The organism is Acinetobacter piscicola, from assembly GCF_002233755.1.
In the GTDB taxonomy this organism is placed as follows: Bacteria; Pseudomonadota; Gammaproteobacteria; order Pseudomonadales; family Moraxellaceae; genus Acinetobacter; species Acinetobacter piscicola.
Genome location: NZ_NIFO01000012.1, coordinates 73,625 through 93,929, shown reverse-complemented (window position 1 = coordinate 93,929; position 20,305 = coordinate 73,625). Strand labels below are relative to the sequence as shown.

22 protein-coding genes are annotated in these 20,305 nt (G+C 38.1%); 7 read left to right on the top strand and 15 right to left on the bottom strand.

Translation table 11 applies throughout. The annotated features are described in order from the left end of the window. Window positions 1-25 precede the first annotated feature (25 nt). The 4 genes from proC to ppx form a co-directional block, all read right to left on the bottom strand. Window positions 26-856 carry a pyrroline-5-carboxylate reductase gene (gene proC, locus CDA10_RS13135; protein ID WP_089606027.1) on the bottom strand — a complete coding sequence of 277 codons (831 nt, stop codon included), beginning with the start codon at window positions 854-856 and terminating at the stop codon, window positions 26-28. Further along, complete coding sequence (gene tilS / locus CDA10_RS13130) at window positions 853-2,244, bottom strand: tRNA lysidine(34) synthetase TilS (RefSeq protein ID WP_089606026.1); 1,392 nt, start codon at window positions 2,242-2,244, stop codon at window positions 853-855. Before tilS ends, proC begins: the two co-directional genes overlap by 4 nt. Further along, window positions 2,181-3,005: an acetyl-CoA carboxylase carboxyltransferase subunit alpha gene (locus CDA10_RS13125; protein ID WP_089606025.1), complete on the bottom strand. Its 825-nt coding sequence runs from the start codon at window positions 3,003-3,005 to the stop codon at window positions 2,181-2,183. The genes tilS and CDA10_RS13125 overlap by 64 nt, the downstream gene beginning before the upstream one ends. Window positions 3,006-3,109: 104 nt before the next feature. Continuing rightward, window positions 3,110-4,630: an exopolyphosphatase gene (gene ppx, locus CDA10_RS13120; protein ID WP_089606024.1), complete on the bottom strand. Its 1,521-nt coding sequence runs from the start codon at window positions 4,628-4,630 to the stop codon at window positions 3,110-3,112. Between the two features lie 291 nt (window positions 4,631-4,921). Between ppx and trxA the strand changes: the two genes are divergently transcribed. The 3 genes from trxA (at window position 4,922) to CDA10_RS13105 (ending at window position 7,510) form a co-directional block, all read left to right on the top strand. Then, complete coding sequence (gene trxA, locus CDA10_RS13115) at window positions 4,922-5,248, top strand: thioredoxin (RefSeq protein WP_010117254.1); 327 nt, start codon at window positions 4,922-4,924, stop codon at window positions 5,246-5,248. A 331-nt stretch (window positions 5,249-5,579) separates the two neighbouring features. Next, the gene (rho, locus tag CDA10_RS13110; RefSeq protein WP_089606023.1) at window positions 5,580-6,848 is read left to right on the top strand and encodes a transcription termination factor Rho; all 1,269 of its coding nucleotides are present in this window, start codon (window positions 5,580-5,582) and stop codon (window positions 6,846-6,848) included. A gap of 380 nt (window positions 6,849-7,228) precedes the next feature. After that, complete coding sequence (locus CDA10_RS13105) at window positions 7,229-7,510, top strand: hypothetical protein (RefSeq protein ID WP_089606022.1); 282 nt, start codon at window positions 7,229-7,231, stop codon at window positions 7,508-7,510. 197 nt (window positions 7,511-7,707) lie between these two features. Here the strand turns inward: CDA10_RS13105 and CDA10_RS13100 are convergent, their stop codons facing one another. The 3 genes from CDA10_RS13100 to pheS all read right to left on the bottom strand — a co-directional run bounded on the left by CDA10_RS13100 (window position 7,708) and on the right by pheS (window position 11,574). Further along, window positions 7,708-8,004: an integration host factor subunit alpha gene (locus tag CDA10_RS13100; protein ID WP_010117259.1), complete on the bottom strand. Its 297-nt coding sequence runs from the start codon at window positions 8,002-8,004 to the stop codon at window positions 7,708-7,710. After that, the gene (gene pheT / locus CDA10_RS13095; RefSeq protein WP_089606021.1) at window positions 8,001-10,382 is read right to left on the bottom strand and encodes a phenylalanine--tRNA ligase subunit beta; all 2,382 of its coding nucleotides are present in this window, start codon (window positions 10,380-10,382) and stop codon (window positions 8,001-8,003) included. Before pheT ends, CDA10_RS13100 begins: the two co-directional genes overlap by 4 nt. A gap of 211 nt (window positions 10,383-10,593) precedes the next feature. Further along, on the bottom strand, window positions 10,594-11,574 hold the full coding sequence (gene pheS, locus CDA10_RS13090; RefSeq protein WP_089606020.1) for a phenylalanine--tRNA ligase subunit alpha: 981 nt from the start codon (window positions 11,572-11,574) through the stop codon (window positions 10,594-10,596). Window positions 11,575-11,791: 217 nt separating this feature from the next. On the opposite strand from pheS, the gene CDA10_RS13085 reads away from it, so the two are divergent. Continuing rightward, the gene (locus CDA10_RS13085) at window positions 11,792-12,811 is read left to right on the top strand and encodes a hypothetical protein (protein ID WP_089606019.1); all 1,020 of its coding nucleotides are present in this window, start codon (window positions 11,792-11,794) and stop codon (window positions 12,809-12,811) included. A gap of 380 nt (window positions 12,812-13,191) precedes the next feature. Here the strand turns inward: CDA10_RS13085 and CDA10_RS13080 are convergent, their stop codons facing one another. The 3 genes from CDA10_RS13080 to CDA10_RS13070 all read right to left on the bottom strand — a co-directional run bounded on the left by CDA10_RS13080 (window position 13,192) and on the right by CDA10_RS13070 (window position 14,672). Next, complete coding sequence (locus tag CDA10_RS13080; RefSeq protein WP_089606018.1) at window positions 13,192-13,686, bottom strand: GNAT family N-acetyltransferase; 495 nt, start codon at window positions 13,684-13,686, stop codon at window positions 13,192-13,194. Between the two features lie 282 nt (window positions 13,687-13,968). Then, window positions 13,969-14,166, bottom strand: a complete 198-nt coding sequence (locus CDA10_RS13075; RefSeq protein WP_089606017.1) for a hypothetical protein — start codon at window positions 14,164-14,166, stop codon at window positions 13,969-13,971. A 128-nt stretch (window positions 14,167-14,294) separates the two neighbouring features. Beyond that, complete coding sequence (locus tag CDA10_RS13070) at window positions 14,295-14,672, bottom strand: hypothetical protein (RefSeq protein WP_089606016.1); 378 nt, start codon at window positions 14,670-14,672, stop codon at window positions 14,295-14,297. Between the two features lie 59 nt (window positions 14,673-14,731). Between CDA10_RS13070 and CDA10_RS13065 the strand changes: the two genes are divergently transcribed. Continuing rightward, window positions 14,732-15,136: a DUF1398 family protein gene (locus tag CDA10_RS13065; protein WP_089606015.1), complete on the top strand. Its 405-nt coding sequence runs from the start codon at window positions 14,732-14,734 to the stop codon at window positions 15,134-15,136. A gap of 75 nt (window positions 15,137-15,211) precedes the next feature. Here the strand turns inward: CDA10_RS13065 and rplT are convergent, their stop codons facing one another. Both rplT and rpmI read right to left on the bottom strand, forming a co-directional pair. Continuing rightward, on the bottom strand, window positions 15,212-15,571 hold the full coding sequence (rplT, locus tag CDA10_RS13060) for a 50S ribosomal protein L20 (protein WP_089606014.1): 360 nt from the start codon (window positions 15,569-15,571) through the stop codon (window positions 15,212-15,214). 11 nt (window positions 15,572-15,582) lie between these two features. Next, window positions 15,583-15,777 carry a 50S ribosomal protein L35 gene (gene rpmI, locus CDA10_RS13055; protein ID WP_002054552.1) on the bottom strand — a complete coding sequence of 65 codons (195 nt, stop codon included), beginning with the start codon at window positions 15,775-15,777 and terminating at the stop codon, window positions 15,583-15,585. A 226-nt stretch (window positions 15,778-16,003) separates the two neighbouring features. On the opposite strand from rpmI, the gene CDA10_RS13050 reads away from it, so the two are divergent. Both CDA10_RS13050 and CDA10_RS13045 read left to right on the top strand, forming a co-directional pair. Beyond that, the gene (locus CDA10_RS13050; RefSeq protein ID WP_089606013.1) at window positions 16,004-17,272 is read left to right on the top strand and encodes an MFS transporter; all 1,269 of its coding nucleotides are present in this window, start codon (window positions 16,004-16,006) and stop codon (window positions 17,270-17,272) included. Between the two features lie 139 nt (window positions 17,273-17,411). Beyond that, window positions 17,412-18,167 (top strand): TonB family protein, encoded by a 756-nt coding sequence (locus CDA10_RS13045; protein WP_089606039.1) that lies wholly within the window; start codon window positions 17,412-17,414, stop codon window positions 18,165-18,167. A gap of 405 nt (window positions 18,168-18,572) precedes the next feature. Here CDA10_RS13045 and CDA10_RS13040 read toward each other — a convergent pair whose 3' ends face one another. The 3 genes from CDA10_RS13040 to CDA10_RS13030 form a co-directional block, all read right to left on the bottom strand. Next, the gene (locus CDA10_RS13040) at window positions 18,573-18,998 is read right to left on the bottom strand and encodes a YqaA family protein (RefSeq protein WP_089606012.1); all 426 of its coding nucleotides are present in this window, start codon (window positions 18,996-18,998) and stop codon (window positions 18,573-18,575) included. Window positions 18,999-19,024: 26 nt separating this feature from the next. Next, on the bottom strand, window positions 19,025-19,312 hold the full coding sequence (locus tag CDA10_RS13035) for a hypothetical protein (protein WP_089606038.1): 288 nt from the start codon (window positions 19,310-19,312) through the stop codon (window positions 19,025-19,027). Window positions 19,313-19,382: 70 nt separating this feature from the next. Next, window positions 19,383-20,000, bottom strand: a complete 618-nt coding sequence (locus CDA10_RS13030) for a glutathione S-transferase N-terminal domain-containing protein (RefSeq protein WP_089606011.1) — start codon at window positions 19,998-20,000, stop codon at window positions 19,383-19,385. Window positions 20,001-20,305 lie beyond the last annotated feature (305 nt).

Below are 20,305 nucleotides of genomic sequence, written 5' to 3'. Positions count from 1 at the left end.
GGAACTTTCCTAAAAATTTAAATAATTATTTAATACTGTCACTTAACTCTTGAGCCAATTCCTGACTACGCTTTTGCGCAGCAGCCAAAGCTGTTTGAATATTTTGTGAAATTTGAGCACGATCAAATACTTCAAGTGCCGCTTGGGTTGTCCCATTTGGCGAAGTTACATTTTTACGTAATTCTGAAGGAGAATTCGAACTGGTGATTGCCATTTGGGCAGCACCTAAAGCTGTTTGTAATGTCAATGCTGTTGCTACCTTTTCATCCAGCCCCATATTTTTTCCAGCACGAATCATGCTTTCCATCATATAGAAAAAGTATGCAGGCCCAGAACCAGAAACCGCTGTAACAGCATCGACTTGAGCTTCTGAATTCACCCAAATCGTTAAACCTGTAGCAGCCAGTACTTGTGTTGCAAGCTCACGATCTTTGCTTTCAACTACGTCATAAGCAAATATACCATGCGCACCTGTTTGAACTAAGGCAGGTGTATTTGGCATCACACGAACCACACGATCATTTCCTGTTAATTCTGAAATGGTTTTAATTTCAGCACCAGCAACAATTGAAATAATCAATTTACCGTCAAATAATCCATGAAGTGGTTTAAGTACCGTACCTAAAACTTGCGGCTTCACGGCAAGAACAACAATATCTGCATCTTTTAGTGCCGCAGCATTATCATCTGTGACATGCACATCTTTTTCGAGTAGTAATTGTCTCACATTTTCTACGGGGTCTGAAACTGTAATACGAGTTGCAGGTAAACCACGACTAATCAAGCCTCCAATGAGGGCTTGAGCCATATTCCCACCACCAATAAAAGTAATATTACAATTTAAAACTGCACTCATGAATCACGCTCGACCTTATTTTTTAACGCTGAGATTAAATTTGGTTGCCATCCACCTATTTCACAATATTGAGATTGCGCCAACCAAAATCCTTTTGGTGTAAAAACACCAAGCATAACATTATCTACACTTAATATTTGAATTGTATGACGCATCCAAGGAAAAATATGTGCTTCTTGAATGGCTTTTTTCAAAGGCCAAGCCCCTACTCTGCCATAGAGGTGAACTTTTTCACCGCCCAAACGTGCTTTTAATGTCAGCTTACAATTCAGCAATGTAAAAGACAGACCCATTTTAGACGTTTCGATGACAAATGCACCTGATGCCAAATCTAATTCATCTTTAAGGTGTAAACTCAATTGTTGCTCTAACTGATGATTCGTTGATTTTGAAGCTAAATATTTTTCTTTTTCAATACGATACAAATAGTTTTGATAGCGTAGATAATAAAAATGATTCCACTGCAATGCAGCTTGTGAATCCACTTTTGAATCAATTACCTCTTCAAAAATTCGATTGACCATATCAAATGCAGGACGATAGGTATGTTTCCCTTTCATCCAAACGGATAATAATTGCCGCTGTCGAGCCTGTGAAAGTTGTTGAAATTTATTTAGATCAAGCTGTTCAGCATCACCACAAAATGCTAAATCTTCGACTAAAACTTCATTCAGAACCTGCTCAGCATCCTGCATCAAATAACTGGTTCGCGCCAAAGCTTGCTGCATTTTGGGATAACGGCTTTGCAAAATATGCCAAAGTTCATGCCTACACCATGCTCGGTCATATTGAGTATCAAGATTGGTCGGATCATCAACATAGGGAATATTCAACTGTTCTACCCATTGGCAAATCTGCTCACGCGAAAGATCTAATAAAGGACGCCATAGGGTCATTTCTTTTTGATCTATTGTCCGATGATCTACAATTTGCATTGCAGATAGGCCTGAAACACCGGCCCCAGAAAGTAGTCGTAATATCACCGTTTCAGCTTGATCTTGTTGATGGTGTGCGAGGACAAGCACTTCCTTTTCTTGCAAATATTGTAGATACGCTTGGTAACGTGCTTCACGTGCTTGATTTTCGAGATTGCCATTTGCAACTTGAACATTTTGAATAATATAAGGAATATTAAGGATTAGACATTGCTGTGCAACAAAGTCTGCCCAATCATCACTGACTTTTTGTAGTTGATGATTGACATAAATTGCACGAATTTGATTTGGGAAAAGTTGTGCCATTACATACAGCAACAACATGGAATCCATGCCGCCACTGCATCCGATTAAAAAATGTGTATTTTCAGAAAATTGCGAATGTTGTTTTAAGAAGCGAGCCCTAAATTGTCGCTGCCAAACTTCATTAAACGCTGGTAACGTGCCTCGCATCGTTCTTCTGCACTCATTGGCTCTAATTCATCAAGCGCTTGTTTTAACACATCCTTCAGTTTTTCCATAACTTCAAATGGATGTAAATGAGCGCCCTCACCTTCATCAACAACATATTCAACAATGCCTATTTCTTGCAATTTGTCAGCTGTTAATGCCAAAGCTTCGCTGGCTTGTTCTGCCTTTTCAGCAGTTTTCCACAAAATAGAAGCACAGCCTTCAGGTGAAATCACCGAGTAAATGCTGTGTGAAAGCATAACCACACGGTCTGCAACGCCAATACCTAAGGCTCCACCTGAACCACCTTCACCTAAAACCGTTGCAATAACAGGTACTTTTAGTCGTGAAAGTTGTGCCAAACTGGTTGCAATCGCTTCCGCTTGACCACGTTCTTCTGCACCTACACCTGGGTATGCGCCCATCGTGTCAATAAAGGTAAATACAGGTAAATTAAAACGTTCAGCCATATCTAATAAACGTTGAGATTTACGATAACCTTCTGGATTACTCATCCCAAAGTTATGTTGTAATTTTTCACGCGTACTACGACCACGGTGCTGACCAACGATCATCACAGGTTGACCATTAAAACGCGCTAATCCACCCACCATTGCACCATCATCGCCATACAGACGATCACCATGCAATGCATCGAATTCTGTAAAAATTTCGCCTACATAGTCCAAAAATTGCGGACGTTCAGGATGACGCGCAATTTGAACCGTTTTCCAAGCTTTAGACTGAGCAGCTTTACTTTTCATGAGTCGAGTATTATCCCTAATTCACCGATGAATCACACATCGGAAGTTTAGAATTTTGTGATATCAAATGGTCTATACAATTCAATCATCACAAAATCTTTTAGTTAATCGATAAACTGTTCCGACTGAATATTCAATTCAATGTCCCAATGCTTAAATTGCACTTGCTCATCATGCAAATCTGCAACGAGCAACGGCCATTGTTTGGCATCGCCAGAAACGCTGAGATGCCATTGTTGCTCATTATCCACTGTCAATTCAATGGCAGGAAGCATCTCATCACTGCGACTATGGTTGAGTAAAACAGCAAGACGAAGCAATAAACAAAGATAAATAAGCGTGTACCCACCGACTTTTAGCACATCTATTTTTGCATCACCACGTAATTTTCGACGATGATGAGCGACCAAATGTGACAAATGGTTTTGATCAATTTGTGAAAAACCGGGAATATCTGAATGTTGCAATAAGTAAGCGCTGTGTTTTTGATAACCACTATGACTTATCGCCAAACCAATTTCATGTAAATAAGCTGCGCGGCGTAAAAGATCACTATCATCGCTACTCAGTTTAAGTTGTTGTGCAACACCATCAAATAAATGTTGGGCTGTTTCTACCACACGCTGCGCTTGTTTCGCATCTGCACCATAGCGCCCCATCATCGCTTGAACACTACGATCCCGAATATCTTCGTGTTGGAAACGTCCCAACAAGTCATACATGACACCTTCACGTAATGCGCCATCGGAATAAACCAATTTATCGATATTTAAAATTTCAAAAACAGCATAAAGAATCGCTAAACCCGCAGGTAAAACTGCTCGACGATCTTCTTTTAAACCATCAAATTCCATATCTGAAACATTTTTATATTTCAGCATTTTATCTTTTAGCTTATCCAAACTTTCACGCGTCAGGTTTTCTTGTGCATCACTCCAGCCCATATTGACTGCAATTTGTCGGCAGGCTTTGATCGTACCGCTTGAACCAACAACGGTATCCCAACCTGCTGCCTTATAAGTATTTGCAATTGCAGAAAGTTCTTTGCGTGCTGCAACGACTGCTTTGTCAAAAGCTTTTGAATTGATCTCACCATCAGAAAAATAGGCTTTGGTAAATGCAACACAACCCATTTGCAATGATTCTGTATGAATAGGCTCGAATTCTTCACCAATAATTAATTCAGTCGAACCGCCACCAATATCAATTACTAAACGGCGACCACTATTTGCCATAGTGTGTGAAACACCCAAATAAATCAGACGAGCCTCTTCACGACCCGCAATAATTTCAATCGGTTTTGGCAGTATCTCTGCCGCCTTTTGAATAAATTCTTGACCATTTTTTGCTTGGCGTAAAGCATTGGTCGCCACAATACGTAAGCGTGTCGGTTGTACTGAACTTAAACGCCCAACAAAACGAGCCAAACATGCCAAACCACGTTCTTGAGCAGCTTCTGTTAAATTTTTATTTTCATCCAATCCAGCGGCAAGCTGAACTTTTTCTGACATAGAAGCAACTTTTTTAACTTCACCATGATCCACACGTGCAATCGCCAAGTGGAAACTGTTCGATCCCATATCGATGGCAGCAAGTAATTCTTCATCAATCAAAAAATCAGACATTATTTATACAAACTCATACAGAAGTGCCCTTAGATTAATTCACATACACGCTTTTTAAAAGCCATTTATTTAGACAATTTACTGAGATATTATTTTTTCAACATATATGACAATTCTGTGACAACTTGGCTATTTTTTCTAAAGATCCGATTGTAAATATCGCGAGCATCAATTGGACAAATTTACAATAATGTTCGAAAATTCACATATCCCCCTACATTGTTAAAGATGACTATGTAATACTTATATTTATAGAAGGTTCATCTTTAGAATATTTTTGGAGCAAATTCCATGTCTGGCAATATCGTAAACACAACTGACGACAACTTTGAAGCTGATGTACTTAAATCTGATATTCCTGTGATTGTAGATTTCTGGGCAGGATGGTGTGCGCCATGTAAAGCGATTGCACCTGTGCTTGAAGTTTTGTCTAGCGAATACGAAGGTAAAGTAAAAATCGTTAAAGTTGACGTAACTGCATGTGAAGCAACAGCTGTAAATTACAATATTCGTAATATCCCAGCGTTATTGATGTTCAAAAATGGTGAAGTTGTTGCTCAACAAATTGGTGCTGCACCGAAGTCAAAATTAACGGCTTTCATCGAAGAAAACATTTAATTTTTTCAGTTTGATCATACAAGTTGATAAAAATGAAAAATACGTTAGATTTTCTAGCGTATTTTTTTGACTATAATTTGACAAATCTATTGATCTCACTTATATTCCATGCTCAAGGAACATTAGGATTATCTTCCTGTTTCTTAAAAGACAACACATAAGATCGCCGCTCGGCAACAGAAATTGTTTTACATATTTCTCCTCGAAACAACTATATAGATTCTGAGTTTGCTATTGTTCACACACAGTTTCAACTCAGCTATTGCACTGCTGGCGACTTTTGCTTCTTTTTTATCTGTGTTCCACACATCCTTATTCAATCTGATCATCTATGAATTTAACTGAACTCAAGAAAAAACCGATCGGCGAACTCATTAAAATTGCTGAGTTTATGGGCCTCGAAGGAATGGCTCGTAACCGTAAGCAAGACATCATTTTTGCCATCTTAAAACGTCATGCAATGAATGGCGAAGAAATTTTTGGTGATGGTGTTCTTGAAATTTTGTCTGATGGTTTCGGCTTTTTACGCTCGGCTGCTGGTTCTTACCTTGCAGGCCCTGACGACATCTATGTGAGCCCATCACAAATTCGTCGTTTTAACTTACGTACTGGTGATACCATTACAGGTACGATTCGCCCACCAAAAGAAGGCGAACGTTACTTTGCGCTATTAAAAGTTAATCAAATTAACTACGACACACCTGAAAACTCTCGTAACAAAATTTTATTTGAAAACTTAACGCCACTTTTCCCGACTGAACAAATGGTTATGGAATTGGGTAATGGTTCTTCAGAAGATTTAACAGCACGTGTCGTTGACCTCGTTGCTCCAATTGGTAAAGGGCAACGTTCTATTATCGTTGCACCGCCAAAAGCGGGTAAAACGATGTTATTACAAAACATTGCTCAATCTATTGTGCGTAATAACCCAGAAGTGTTCTTGATCGTACTTCTCATTGACGAACGTCCTGAAGAAGTGACCGAAATGGAACGTACCGTACGTGGTGAAGTTGTTGCTTCTACCTTTGACGAATCTCCAGCTCGTCACGTACAAGTCGCTGAAATGGTGATTGAGAAAGCAAAACGTTTAGTAGAACACAAAAAAGATGTGGTGATTCTACTCGACTCGATTACTCGTCTAGCACGTGCCTACAACACTGTTGTTCCTTCATCTGGTAAGGTCTTAACAGGTGGTGTGGATGCACATGCTTTAGAACGTCCTAAGCGTTTCTTTGGTGCTGCACGTAATATTGAAGAAGGTGGTTCACTCACCATTATTTCTACTGCCTTGATCGAAACGGGCAGTAAAATGGATGAAGTGATCTATGAAGAATTCAAAGGTACGGGTAACCAAGAGATCACACTTGATCGTCGTATTGCTGAAAAACGTGTCTTCCCTGCAATGAATATCAAGAAATCTGGTACTCGTCGTGAAGAACGCCTCATGAGTGAAGAAAACTTACGTAAAGTTTGGATTCTACGCAAACTTCTACATCCAATGGATGAGTTGGCTGCAATGGAATTCTTGCTTGATCGTATGAAAGAAACCAAAACCAATGATGATTTCTTTGATCAAATGAAGCGTAAAGCTGCAAATTAAGCAAAATAAACATATAAAAAGCCACCGTTTTCGGTGGCTTTTTATTTGGTTGACATTTTTTACATAAATACACAAATGCTGATTTAACTTGTTACGCAACATTGCAAGCAATTGAATAACAAAATCATTAGCAAATAAATTCTATGTTTTTTAATAGGTTATTTATCAACAAACCAATCTAAAAGCACAAGTCGATTGTAATTTTCTGTTAAAAAAGCATCATTTTTTCATCAATTTTATCAGTTTTTTTACTTTAAGCAGTAGCAATTCAAAATGCGCAGTGATAGCATATTGGCATACCAGTTAGACTGCCCATGCAAAAAGCAAAAAACAGGCTAACTTGGGTTTTTTGTCTCAATTTAATTTATGAGAGTGATGCCATGTTATTCAAAAAAATCGCTATTGCTGCTGCAGTTGCTACTACTTTAGCTTTCGTTGGTTGTGCTAAAAAAACTGAAGAAGCTGCTGCTGATGCAAACGCTGCTGCTTCTCAAGCTGTAGAAGCTGCTTCTGAAGCTACTGCTGCTGCTGACGCTGTTGCTGCTTCTGCTGTAGATGCTGCTGCTGACGCTTCTGCTGCTGCTGCTGACGCTACTGCTGCTGCTTCTGACGCTACTGCTGCTGCTGCTGACGCTACAGCTGCTGCTTCAGCTGCTCACTAATAATCGCTTAGATTATTATCGAAAAAAGAGAACCTTTGGTTCTCTTTTTTTTGCTTAAAATAAACAATAAGATAAATAAAAACCTAACTTGTATCCTTACACAAAATATTTCAACGAATGCATTTCAACAAATGAAACTCTAGACATAAAAAAACCCCAAGCTAAACTCAGGGCCTCTTCCACAATACAATTAGTAATTAATCGTCTTGTTCTGTACCTACACGTTGTCTAAATTTCTGACCTGCACGGAATGTAACAACACGACGTGCTGAAATCGGAATTTCTTCCCCTGTTTTTGGGTTTCGACCAGGACGTTGACGTTTGTCACGTAATTCGAAATTACCAAATCCTGAAAGTTTGACTTGTTCACCAGCAATTAATGCTTGGCTAATTTCATCAAAGAACAACTCGACCATTTGTTTAGCTTCACGACGGTTCAAACTCGTAAGCTCACTTAAATGATCAGCCATTTCTGCTTTTGTTAATGCTGTCATGAGGCCCTCAATGTCGCTTGATAAGTGCTTTCTAACACTTGAATAATATTATCCATACCAGATTTAATTTCAGCATCTTCCAAAGTACGTGACGGATGTTGCCACAACAATGCAAATGCCAAAGAGCGTTTACCGTTTTCAACACCTTGACCGGTGTACACATCGAATAGCCAAGTTGAGTTCAATAACGCTCCACCTGTTTGTTCGATAAGTTGCTGAATTTCGCTAACATTAATCTTATCATTAATTAAAAGCGCAATATCACGTCTAACCGATGGAAATCGTGATAATTCTGTAAAATTAGATACATAAGTTTGCAAAACAGCCGATTGATCGAGTTCTGCCACCCAAGTTATGCCCAAATCTAGTGCATCTTCCAAAGAAGGGTGTAAACGACCTAAATAACCAACTGATTTTCCAGCAACTATAATTTCAGCAGATTGACCAGGATGCAACCATTCTCGTTCAGTCCGTACATATTCAACATTGACACGACCAGCAGCTAAAACTTCTTCAACCTCGCCTTTGAGATCAAAGAAATCCATTGGCTGTGCTTTAGCATGCCATGATTCTGCTTGTTTAGCACCTACTGCGATCATCGCCAAAGTAGGTATTTGTTTGAGATCATCAATATTTTGTGCATTTTGATAATCAAAACGTAAACCCAACTCAAAGAAGCGTACTCGGTGTTGCTGACGATTGATATTGTGTTGTACACATGGAATCAAACTTGAAAGCAAAGTTGAACGCATTACAGCTAAATCACTTGAAATTGGATTTGCCAATACCAATGGATTTACTTGTGGATTTAATTGCTTTTCAAGTTTCAAATCTGCAAAGCTAAAGCTAATCGCCTCTTGATAACCTAAAGTCACCAAAGTTTGACGAAGTTGATTCAGATCAAACTGATCTTGATGTTTTGCAAGTTGTACATCTATCACAGGCAAGCTGATTTGAATGTTGTCATAACCATGGATACGTGCAATTTCCTCAATGAGATCTTGATAAATTGCCATATCATAACGATACGATGGTGGTACAACAGTCCAATCACCTTCAGCATTTACAGTTACATCACAACCTAAACGTTGCAAAGCATCTGTTATAAATGAAGATTCAACCTGATAACCCAACAATTGATCAACTTGAGCTTGTTTCAATGCAATAGCTTCACGCTTTGGTAATAGCTCAGTTTTTTCAGCCACAGTGATTGGGCCAAATTCACCACCCGCAAGTTCTTGAATCAATTGTGATGCACGATGCATTGCAATCATAGGTAATTCAAAATCCACACCACGTTCATAACGTTGTGATGCATCTGTATGTAACCCATAACGGCGCGCGCGACCTGCTATATGTAATGGTGCAAAGAAAGCCGATTCAAGGAAAATTTCAGTGGTTTCATCTGTAACAGATGAAGATAAACCGCCCATAACCCCTGCGATTGCCAATGCTTTTTCATCATCAGCAATCACCATCACATCTTCAGTCAGTTCAATTTCTTGATCATTCAATAAGACTAGTTTTTCATTTGCTGTTGCCTGACGCACATGCACTGAACCTTGAACTTTGCCACCATCAAATGCATGCAAAGGTTGACCGAGTTCCATTAACACATAGTTGGTGATATCAACCAAAATACTGTGCTGACGAATCCCTGAACGTGCTAACGCCTGTTCCATCCATTCTGGTGTCGGAGCTTTGGTATTGACGTTTTTAATCACACGACCCAAATAACGAGGACAACCTTCGGTATCAACAATAACTTGTTTTTGATCCGTTATTGTTGAACTTACTTCTTTAACTTCTGGTGCCGTCACTGGAAGTTGGTTAATTACACCAACTTCACGAGCAATACCACGAATACTAAAACAATCACCACGGTTAGGTGTAATACTGATATCAATCACATGATCATCAAGATTCAAATATTCACGGATATTGATTCCAATTGGCGCATCAACAGGAAGCTCTAAAAGCCCATCAATTTTATCTTCTAGGTCAATTTCAGATGCACCACAAAGCATACCTTGTGATTCAATACCACGAAGCTTACCTTTTTTAATTTTAAAGTCGCCCGGAAGCACTGCACCAATTGTAGCTACAGGAACTTTCATACCGACACGTACATTAGGTGCACCACATACGATTTGCAATGCTTCGCCTGTACCAATGTTCACTGTAGTTACACGCAAACGGTCTGCATCTGGATGTTGTTCTACTGTTAGAACTTCTCCGATAACCACACCTGTAAATGGTTTAGCTGCAGGTGTTAAATCATCGACTTCTAAGCCCAACATGGTGAGTTGATCAGACAACGTTTCACTATCAATTGCAGGATTTACCCACGTGCGTAGCCAATTCTCGCTAATTTTCATACATTCATTCCTTAATCACCCCTACCCCCTCTTTTAAAATCAGGGGAAAACTTCGCACTTCATTTTTGTCTGTGAAAGTCCCCCTTTTTTAAAGGGGGATTTAGGGGGATTGATCAATACCTATAAATCTAAATTTTTAAACCCTCTCCACGTCTCCCTCTTCAAGGAGTCCTTCTCCTTTTAGGAGAGATAGGGAAAGGTCTAAATCTGTTTAAGCAAATTGGCGTAAGAAACGCACATCATTTTGGTAAAACATACGCAAGTCATTGATGCCATAACGTAACATCGCAAAACGCTCCACACCTAAACCGAACGCAAAGCCTTTATATTTCTCAGGGTCAATACCCGCAGCTTGTAGTACATTAGGATGCACCATGCCGCAACCCAAAACTTCCAACCATTTACCACGTTCATCCATAATATCGACTTCAGCACTTGGCTCTGTAAATGGGAAGTAAGATGGGCGGAAACGTACTTTCAAATCTTTTTCAAAGAATTCATTTAAAAGATTGACCAATAAGCCTTTCAACTCTGCAAAACTGGTATTTTCCGCAATATATAAACCTTCGATCTGATGGAACATTGGTGAATGCGTTTGATCAGAATCACAACGATACACACGACCCGGGCAAACGATACGAATTGGCGGTGTTGTTGTTTCCATAGTACGAATTTGCACACCTGAAGTATGCGTACGCAACAAATGGTTTACATCAAAATAGAAAGTATCATGCATCGCACGTGCAGGATGATGCCCCGGAATATTCAATGCTTCAAAGTTATGATAATCATCTTCAACTTCAGGGCCTGTCGCAACAGTAAATCCAGCTTTGGTAAAGAACTGACAAATACGCTCTTGAACCTGAGTTACAGGATGAATACTACCCACAGTTTGCCCGCGACCCGGCAAGGTAATATCAATAGTTTCACTTGCAAGCTTTTGTTCTAATGCAGCTTTTTGTAATTCAGTTTGGCGTTCTGTAAGCGCTGTATTGATAGCTTCACGAACGGCATGAATGGCAGCACCCTGAATCTTACGTTCTTCAGGATCCATTTTACCAAGTGCCTTAGATTGTTCCGCAAGCTGGCTTTTTTTCCCTGTAAATTGCACTCGTACTTGATCGAGTGTAGCAAGGTCTTGAGCTGCTGCAATCGCAGCGAGCGCTTCAGTGGTCAGGGCTTCCAGTGACATAGTAACTCTCAAAGCAACAATTTAGAAAAATAATATAACTCGGTATTCTAACAGTTTTTATGCAGTTGGATGAAGTTTCCCCACGACAAAAATGATGATTAGTCATCAGTTAAACCCAATAAATTGTATATTTTCCGATACGAATAAAAATGAAAGGCTAGAACTCTGATTTATAATAAGTATAAAATGAAACGAATGTCGCTGAGATTGATAAAAAATGGCACTCGATCAAATCTGGAAACAACAACTTACCCTCGTTACTTATGGCAACGAATATCTTTCCCAAGAGCTTAGCTTTAATCGTTGGGTAAATCATGCCATATTTAATCAGCATGCTTTTGGTTTTCGAGATTTACTCAACCAACACTTACTTGCTCAGCACTTTCAAGTTTGGCTCGAAGGTCTTAAAAAGCAAGGCGTTTATCGTTTAAGCCTTCATCTTTCATCGGTACTCAATGACGAAAAAAATCCAAACGCAAATGTAGAGCTACTTCCAATCACACATTTTATTGTCAGCCATACTTCTCAGAAAAAGACAGCTTGGATTTTTGGTAAAGAACTGGCTGAATGGTATAGCGCTGATAACGATTATGAAGCCCCACCTCCTCAAAAAAGTAAACTCCGTTCGGAAATATTTTGGCAATATGAACTCAATACCAAATACAACAAACGCATAGAACAAGATTTAGCACCACCCAATTGGGATGATATTGATACCTATACGGATAATGAGTTATTTAATACAAAATACGCTCAAGGCTTTCAAGAACCCATCCATAAAGACCAACCTTACCTAGGTTTAAGTGCAGCAGAACAATTGAATGAAGAGATTGGACAAAAACTGTCATTATTGCCAACAGACGATCAAGCTGATTATGCCCATGAAACATTACATCGTTTAGATGGCTTAGCTCAATTTGTAAATGCTAAACTTCAACATCCTTATAATGAAAATGAACAAGCACTCAGTCCTGATGAACAACTGAATTTGCGTCATTTTTCTCAGAAATTGGATGATCTTACTGCCAAATCAGTGACTAAAATTGCCAATCACTACAAAACTGCTCGTTTAACACCAAAAGTGGTGGCCTCACCATTTGAGAATACAAAAACTGAACAACGCCAATCTTTTAACTCAAAACCAAGTGACGATCATAAGGTCGGAAAATCTAGTGTTTTTACATTAATCATTATTACCATCTTGATTTGTATCGCTGCTTATTATTTTGGACTGTAATTTACTTTAAATTCTGTAACTGCGAGGCAGCAAAGCTGCCTCCAAGAAGTTGCTGTCTTACGTCCATTAATGCAAAAACCCAATAAATTTAAACCTTGCCATTGTTCAGTTTTTGAACCCGCTCATCATCGGCTACCAAGCCAATTGCCTAAATTTATCCACGGGAGAAGCTTTAACTAGGATACGCTCATGAGTATTGAGTAAAAATGCTTTAATTCATGGTCTTGTTCAAAACTCACTAGACTACCTATTACAACAATGTTTTTTGTTTCGGTATATATTCCCAAACACACAAATAGCTCATGTTTGATCAATTCTTGTAAATTTTCTAAATATCTCAAAAAATCTAACATAGACCGATCTGCCTATTTTACTATTCTTTATAATGATTCAAATATATCCCATTGATAGAATACTTCAGTAATTCCTTCTCCGAGATCAGAAGCATCATCCTCTCCTACAGCTTTTCCACCCATCTTTTCATAAAAATAGCGACTTGGGTTTTTATTGATCACTTCTAAACGAAGGATACTGTGCTGCTTCGGATGCACAAGTTGATGAAATGTTTCAAACATCGCACGTCCAACCCCTTCACCCTGAATATTTTTCAATAAATAAAATGCTCGAATTTCTGCAATATTACTATTCGGATTCAAATAACCATCTAAAAATCCTAAAATTCGTCCATTTTTTTCATACACAAATAGCTGATGGTCTGGATCAGGAATAATTTGCTGCCAAAGCGTCAACCTTTTGGGAACACTCAAATTATTTAAAACTTCTGGTTTTATGATACCTGTATAGGTTTCCTTCCAACTTTGTACATGAATTTCTGCAATTTGTTGTGCATCATTTGCGACAGCTATACGAATCATTTAATTCTCCCCAGTATTTTTATTGTTAACTTTTTGATTGAATAAGATGATGAATCATCTAAAGTTACTCTAAAAATCTATGTGTTTCTTTTCTCAATTGCAAATAAATAAATTAAATTTTTAAATACTTTAAATCATCGAGCAACTTAATATATTTATTACGATTTTTTGATGTATTTTTATTATTTACCCAATAAAAAAGTAGCTAAAACTAGCTACTCTATAAATCTAAAAATAAACCTATATGACTTTAATAAAGCAAATAAGTGCCCTTTATCCACCTTAGAATAATGGTCGAATCGTTAAAATAACCTTCTGTTCATTTGCATGTTGGTTAATATAGTGCTCGATCCCTGTGACTTCACCTTTAACCTCTGCATCTGCACCATACATCACTTTTATCGTTTCACCTATTCTCGGTAAAATTTGCAACTCTACTTCGATTGAACCTTGTTGTAGACCTTCGATTTCAACGCGCATCGCAAAACTCCAATTTTTATTGTCACTTTACTTTATTTCAAGCTTCACCAAAGACCTATGATTTTCATGTTGATTTTATGTATATATTCAGCAGTTAATCCCTTTAATGTGAATTATAAAATCCTTGATTAATCACCATAATCAAGCTCATCTTCATCAATATTCGTAAAATCAGGCTGTGGCGTGATCTGAAATTGCACAACCTGAATCGTTGATAAACTCATAAGCTGAGCCTTTGCGACCCGATGCATACCATCCATCACTCGCCCTGCTTCGCACAAAATAATGGGATAGCTTAAATCTGCTTCTTGGATCAGTTGAAAGTGCTCAATAATCTGCTGAGTTGTTGGGTGAGTATCTGGAAACCAATATGCTTCATTTAGCTCTTGTATATTGAATAATTGAACCTCGTGAATTGGGAAATTTTGGCTTAATTCGACTAAGTGATGTATATCCCAAATATAAGTGTCTTCGCCAACTTGACGAAAATGATATTGTTTGCGCATAGAACCACACTCTATAATTTGATTCAAATGCCATAAACAAAATAGTTAGAGCACCCATAATGATAGATTATACTCCTGAACAAATTTCAACAATTCACACCGTATTTGAACAATCCAACGCTGGTGAAATTCATTTTGGCGAAGTTATTCAGCAATTACTCTCTGTGGGCGTTGAATCCTACACCGTAGATTATCGCCGCGGTGAAACCACTTATTATTTTCCAAACGGCACAAGCATTCGACATCATTTTGAAACAGATGCAACATCCATTGTAGAACATTTTGATGCATCACTGATTAAACAAGCTATTTTAGGGGCGCAATCAGGACAAGTGATGTACCCGCTCTTCAAAGCATTAACCTATCAAGCAGGCTGTATTGGTTATTCTGTATGGATTGCAGGCAAGAATGTGCAATATTTTGGGCGACTTGGGGAAATTCATTTAGAAAAGTTTCCGCAATAATTTGAAAATATAAACATAAATTTTAAGCATAAAAAAGACCGCTAAAAAGCGGTCTTTTTTAATCATCTAAGACGATTAAGCAGCCAATGCGCCTTTAGCTTTTTCAGCTAAAGCAGCAAATGCAACTGAATCATGCATAGCGATGTCAGCAAGTACGCGACGGTCGATGATCACTTGAGCTTTTTTCAAGCCATCGATCATACGGCTGTACGACAAACCATTTAGACGAGCACCAGCATTGATACGCGCAATCCATAAAGCACGGAATTGACGTTTCTTTTGACGACGGTCACGGTAAGCGTATTGACCTGCTTTAATTACTGCTTGGAACGCTACACGATAAACACGTGAACGCGCGCCATAGTAACCTTTAGCACGAGCAAGAATTTTTTTATGACGGCGATGAGCCTGTACACCACGTTTTACACGAGCCATTTATAATCTCCTTAGATGTATGGGCACATACGACGAACTGAATTCATGTCACTTACGTGAACCATGACACAACCGCGCAATTGACGAATACGTTTAGCAGATTTTTTGGTCAAAATGTGGCGTTTGAACGCTTGTTTACGCTTGAAACCGTTAGCAGTCGCTTTGAATCGCTTAGCTGCACCACGGCGAGTTTTTAACTTAGCCATAACAACCTCTTTAAACACCTGTTCGGTACGTTCGCACCATTGCGATGACGACCTGCAGGTAAGGGAGGCAACATTCTAAATCATCTTTGTACAAAACAAAAGCAAAACTGCGGTTATTTTATTTATCTATTCAGAAATAACTGAGTTGCGTTATTAACAATAAAATGGATTCATCATGTTCATTATTCACACTATAATAATCACATTATGATAAAGCTGGATAATTATGAACCCTGCTCAGGATGCTTTTGCTGCACTTCGCTATCGAGATTTTTCAATCGTTACGATCAACCAATTCTGCTTAACACTGGCTATTTTAATTCAAGAAATTATTGTTGCCTATTCACTTTATCAAATTACTAAAGATCCCCTTACTTTAGGGTTAATTGGTTTAGCCGAAGCCATCCCATTTATTGCTTTATCGTTATGGGGTGGATATTTTGCAGATAAGTTGAATAAACAAAGCATTATGAAAGTTTGTTTATTTTTCTCTTTTCCTTTGCCCTTAGTGTTGTGGTGGTTATTTCACAATTATGATCAAGGACAAATCAGTGTAAATACACTTTCTTGGGGAATTTACGCAGTTATTTTTGCACTCGGTACGATTCGAGGTTTTTATAATCCATCAGCAACGTCATTAAAACCCTTTCTAATCCCTCGTGAATTGTATGCCAATGGTGCAACTTGGACGACCATTGGCTGGCAAAGTGGCGTCATCATTGGGCCTATGCTCGGTGGTTTTATGTTGGCGTGGTTAGGTCGAGAAACCAGTTTACTCTCTGTTGCCGTACTTTTATTTACCTGCTTCTGTCTGATTGCTCTATTGAAGAAACGTAGTTTCCCCACCATGGAACACGATAATCTTTGGGACAGTTTAAGTGAAGGTTTTCGTTTTATCTGGAAAACTAAAATTGTACTTTGGGCAATTTCATTGGATTTAGTTTCTGTCTTATTTGGTGGTGTGATCGCACTGCTCCCCATCTTTGCTGAAGATATTTTAAAAATTGGTCCTGAAGGCTTGGGCTATTTACGTGCTGCGCCTTCGATCGGTGCGCTCATCACCATGATTGCATTAACCAAATTTCCACCGACTCATCATGCATGGAGAAATATGCTTTTAGCCGTTGCAGGTTTTGGGGTATTTACCTTGTTATTTGCATTTTCAAATCATCTTTGGCTTTCATTATTTGCGCTCGCTATGACTGGCGCTTGCGACAGTATTTCTGTGGTCGTTCGCCAAACCATTTTACAAGTTTATCCACCTGAAAATATGCGTGGGCGAGTTGCAGCTGTGAATGGTATGTTCGTATCCTCCAGTAATGAATTAGGAGCATTTGAATCAGGCTTAGCCGCAAAATATATGGGAACGATTGCTGCGACAGTTTTAGGTGGCTGTATGACTATGGCTGTCGTTGCAATAAGTTGGATGAAAACATCTGATTTATTTGGAGTTGATATAACGAAAGGTCATATCGATGCTTCGGATCAGCGCTAAATCAACTATCCAATAATTAAAAAATTATCAAAAAAATGTGCCTTTGGGTGCATTTTCTATTGCTTGAACATCAAATTCGATAAATACTTCGTCCAATTCAACAACACTCATGCAATATGAATGCATGATCGCCAATTCTATGAACAAAGTTCTTGTATTAAGTTGCCTTTTATATCTTCCTATTTATTCACATAGTGCAGAGAGACTTCCGACAATTGAAGTTCAAGGCTCAACGGCTGAGTCATCTGATTCTCAATATCTCACTACACGTATTCAATGGATTAAATTCCCTCAAGTCAGCTATCAAACGGCGGATTTAAAGAATGAAGATCGCTCTGCAATTATTCGTGTACAAACAGATAAAGTCGGAAAAGTGGTTGAAGCTGATGTGCAAGAAAGTACTGGGCTTCGTACATTGGACCAAAAACTAATCACAGCAGTAGAACAAGCAAAAGTTAAACCTGTACAAAAGAATGGCAAAGCTGTTCCTATTATTGGTTATCAGACATTTACTTTAAGTTTGAATAATGCCGAAGATCGAGTATCTCAAACTAAACAATGTACTTATCAATTCAATTCTAAAAATTGGATCAAACAAGAAAAAGACAAATCTGTTGCATTCAGCTATCTCAAACAACCATCACTTGCACTCGATCCATCTCTTTTAAAAAATAAAGATCGTGTGGTCAAATTCAAATTTAAGCTGAATAAACAAGGTGAAATTTCGCAAGTAAAACTCACTAAACGTTCAGGTGTAAACGCAATAGACCAACAAGTTATTGAAGCTGTTGAACATGCTCAAGTGAATGTTAAACGTTCATACCGCACGCTGTGGATCTATAAACAAGCAAGTTTTAGTGATCAAATACAATTTAAGAAAAATGACTGTGAATAAGTACTTAACGTCAGTTCGGGATAAACTTTGATGTAAGTTATTGAAAAGATAGATCAGGCGCAGCGGAGTCTTACCGTTTAAAGTCAGATGCAAGGATTAACCTTCGGTTCGACCTGAGAGGTACTACCTCGCAAGGCTTTCGGGATGAGTGGCACTGCCACGCAAGGGCAAAACCTGAGCTGTGATTAAAGCAGCGCAAGAGTCGCCAACTCGGCAAATATTATCAAGTATCTAATATATTGCAAAAACAGTACATTACAGATCTTGCGGAATATATTCCTCATGCCTCGAACAATGCGACTGACGTTTCCGCGTGTCATATAGCTGGGAACATATCTTATCCCGAGCTCAGGTTACTTAGCTAGATGATCTGATAGATTAAAGATACAACACGTATCTTTAATCTTAAAATAATCCTAAATAAATCCAATAAATAAAAAGATAACGACCACCTTTTGCAAAAGTCACAATGAATAGAAAACGCCAGAAATTTTCCTTCATTAAACCTGCAACTAAAGTGATAGGGTCACCAATCACAGGTGTCCAACTGAATAATAATGACCAAAACCCATATTTTTGATAAATTTTTTCAGCTTTCAGCATGTTCTTCTCAGAAATTGGGAACCACTTTTTATGTTTAAATTGTTCTATTTTTAAACCTAGATACCAATTAACACATGAACCTAAAACATTACCAATCGTCGCAACCAAGAGTAATAAATATGCTGGATACTGAGCTTGTGTCAACAACCCCAACAAAACAGCTTCAGACTGTAAAGGCAATAAAGTTGCTGCACCAAATGCCGAAATAAAGAGTAAAAAATAAGCCATGAAACACTTAATCTTTGCTTAGAATATTACTGCAAATTCAAATGCTTTTTTGCTTTAAAATATTCAAAAACTGACCACAAAACGGCAATACAAAACACAGCAAAACGTGCCCATTGATAGCGTTGTGCAATTGGATCAATCACAGCTCTAACAACTAAAGAATCTTGTGAATGAATTTGGGAAAATAGGCTTTGAATATGTACAATTTCAGCAATATATAAAATTAAACATCCTGCAATTCCAACAATCACACTCCAATAAATCTTTGAATTTGATTCGAGAATACGTGTTAAGTTTAAAAAAAATGCTTTCATCATCATGCCCAAATACAAAAACTCAAAAACCACCAAAATGGTGGTTTTTGAGTTTAACATACAATTATATTTATACTTTGATCGATAATGCTTTTTGAACAGCTGGACGAGCCGTCATACGTTCAATATATTCTTTCACATAAGGATAATCTTCAATCTGAATCTGTTGCCATTCGTAACGTAAAGCCCAAGGCAGAATTGCCATATCTGCGATTGAATATTCTCCTGCTACAAATTTTTGACCTATAAGTTGTTTATTTAAAACACTATACAGACGTTTAGTTTCCGCTACATAGCGGTCGATTGCATAAGGAATTTTCTCTTTCGCAAATTGACTGAAATGATGGTTCTGTCCAAGCATTGGGCCAAAACCACCCATTTGCCACATGAGCCATTGTTCAACCTCAACACGATCTTGCTCGTTGCTTGGATAAAATAATCCAGTTTTTCGCCCTAAATATTGCAAAATTGCGCCTGATTCAAATACAGAAATTGCTTCGCCATTTGGTCCATCTTGATCGACAATTGCTGGAATTTTATTGTTTGGCGAGATTTTTAAAAAATCAGGTTGAAATTGATCATTCTCTAAAATATTGATGGGAAAAATTTGATAATCCAAACCCATTTCTTCTAAAGCAATCGTAATTTTATGACCATTGGGTGTACCCCAATAATATAAATCAATCATGTTTCATCCTTTGCATTTTCACGCATTTTTCAATTTTATAGCGACAAATAGAGTACTTTTATAACATGATTCAATAACTGGCCAATATAAGTTTTTTGCAATTATGAGCAAATAAATTGTTATGGCTACGCTTACAATTTAGATAAGTATCATATTTTGAGATTATTTGATTTTTAAACTAAGTAACGTCAGTTCGGGATAAACCCTGATGTAAGCTATTGAAAAGATTGATCAGGCGCAGCGGAGTCTTACCGTTTAAAGTCAGATGTAAGGATTAACCTTCGGTTCGACCTACTTTTCTTTCG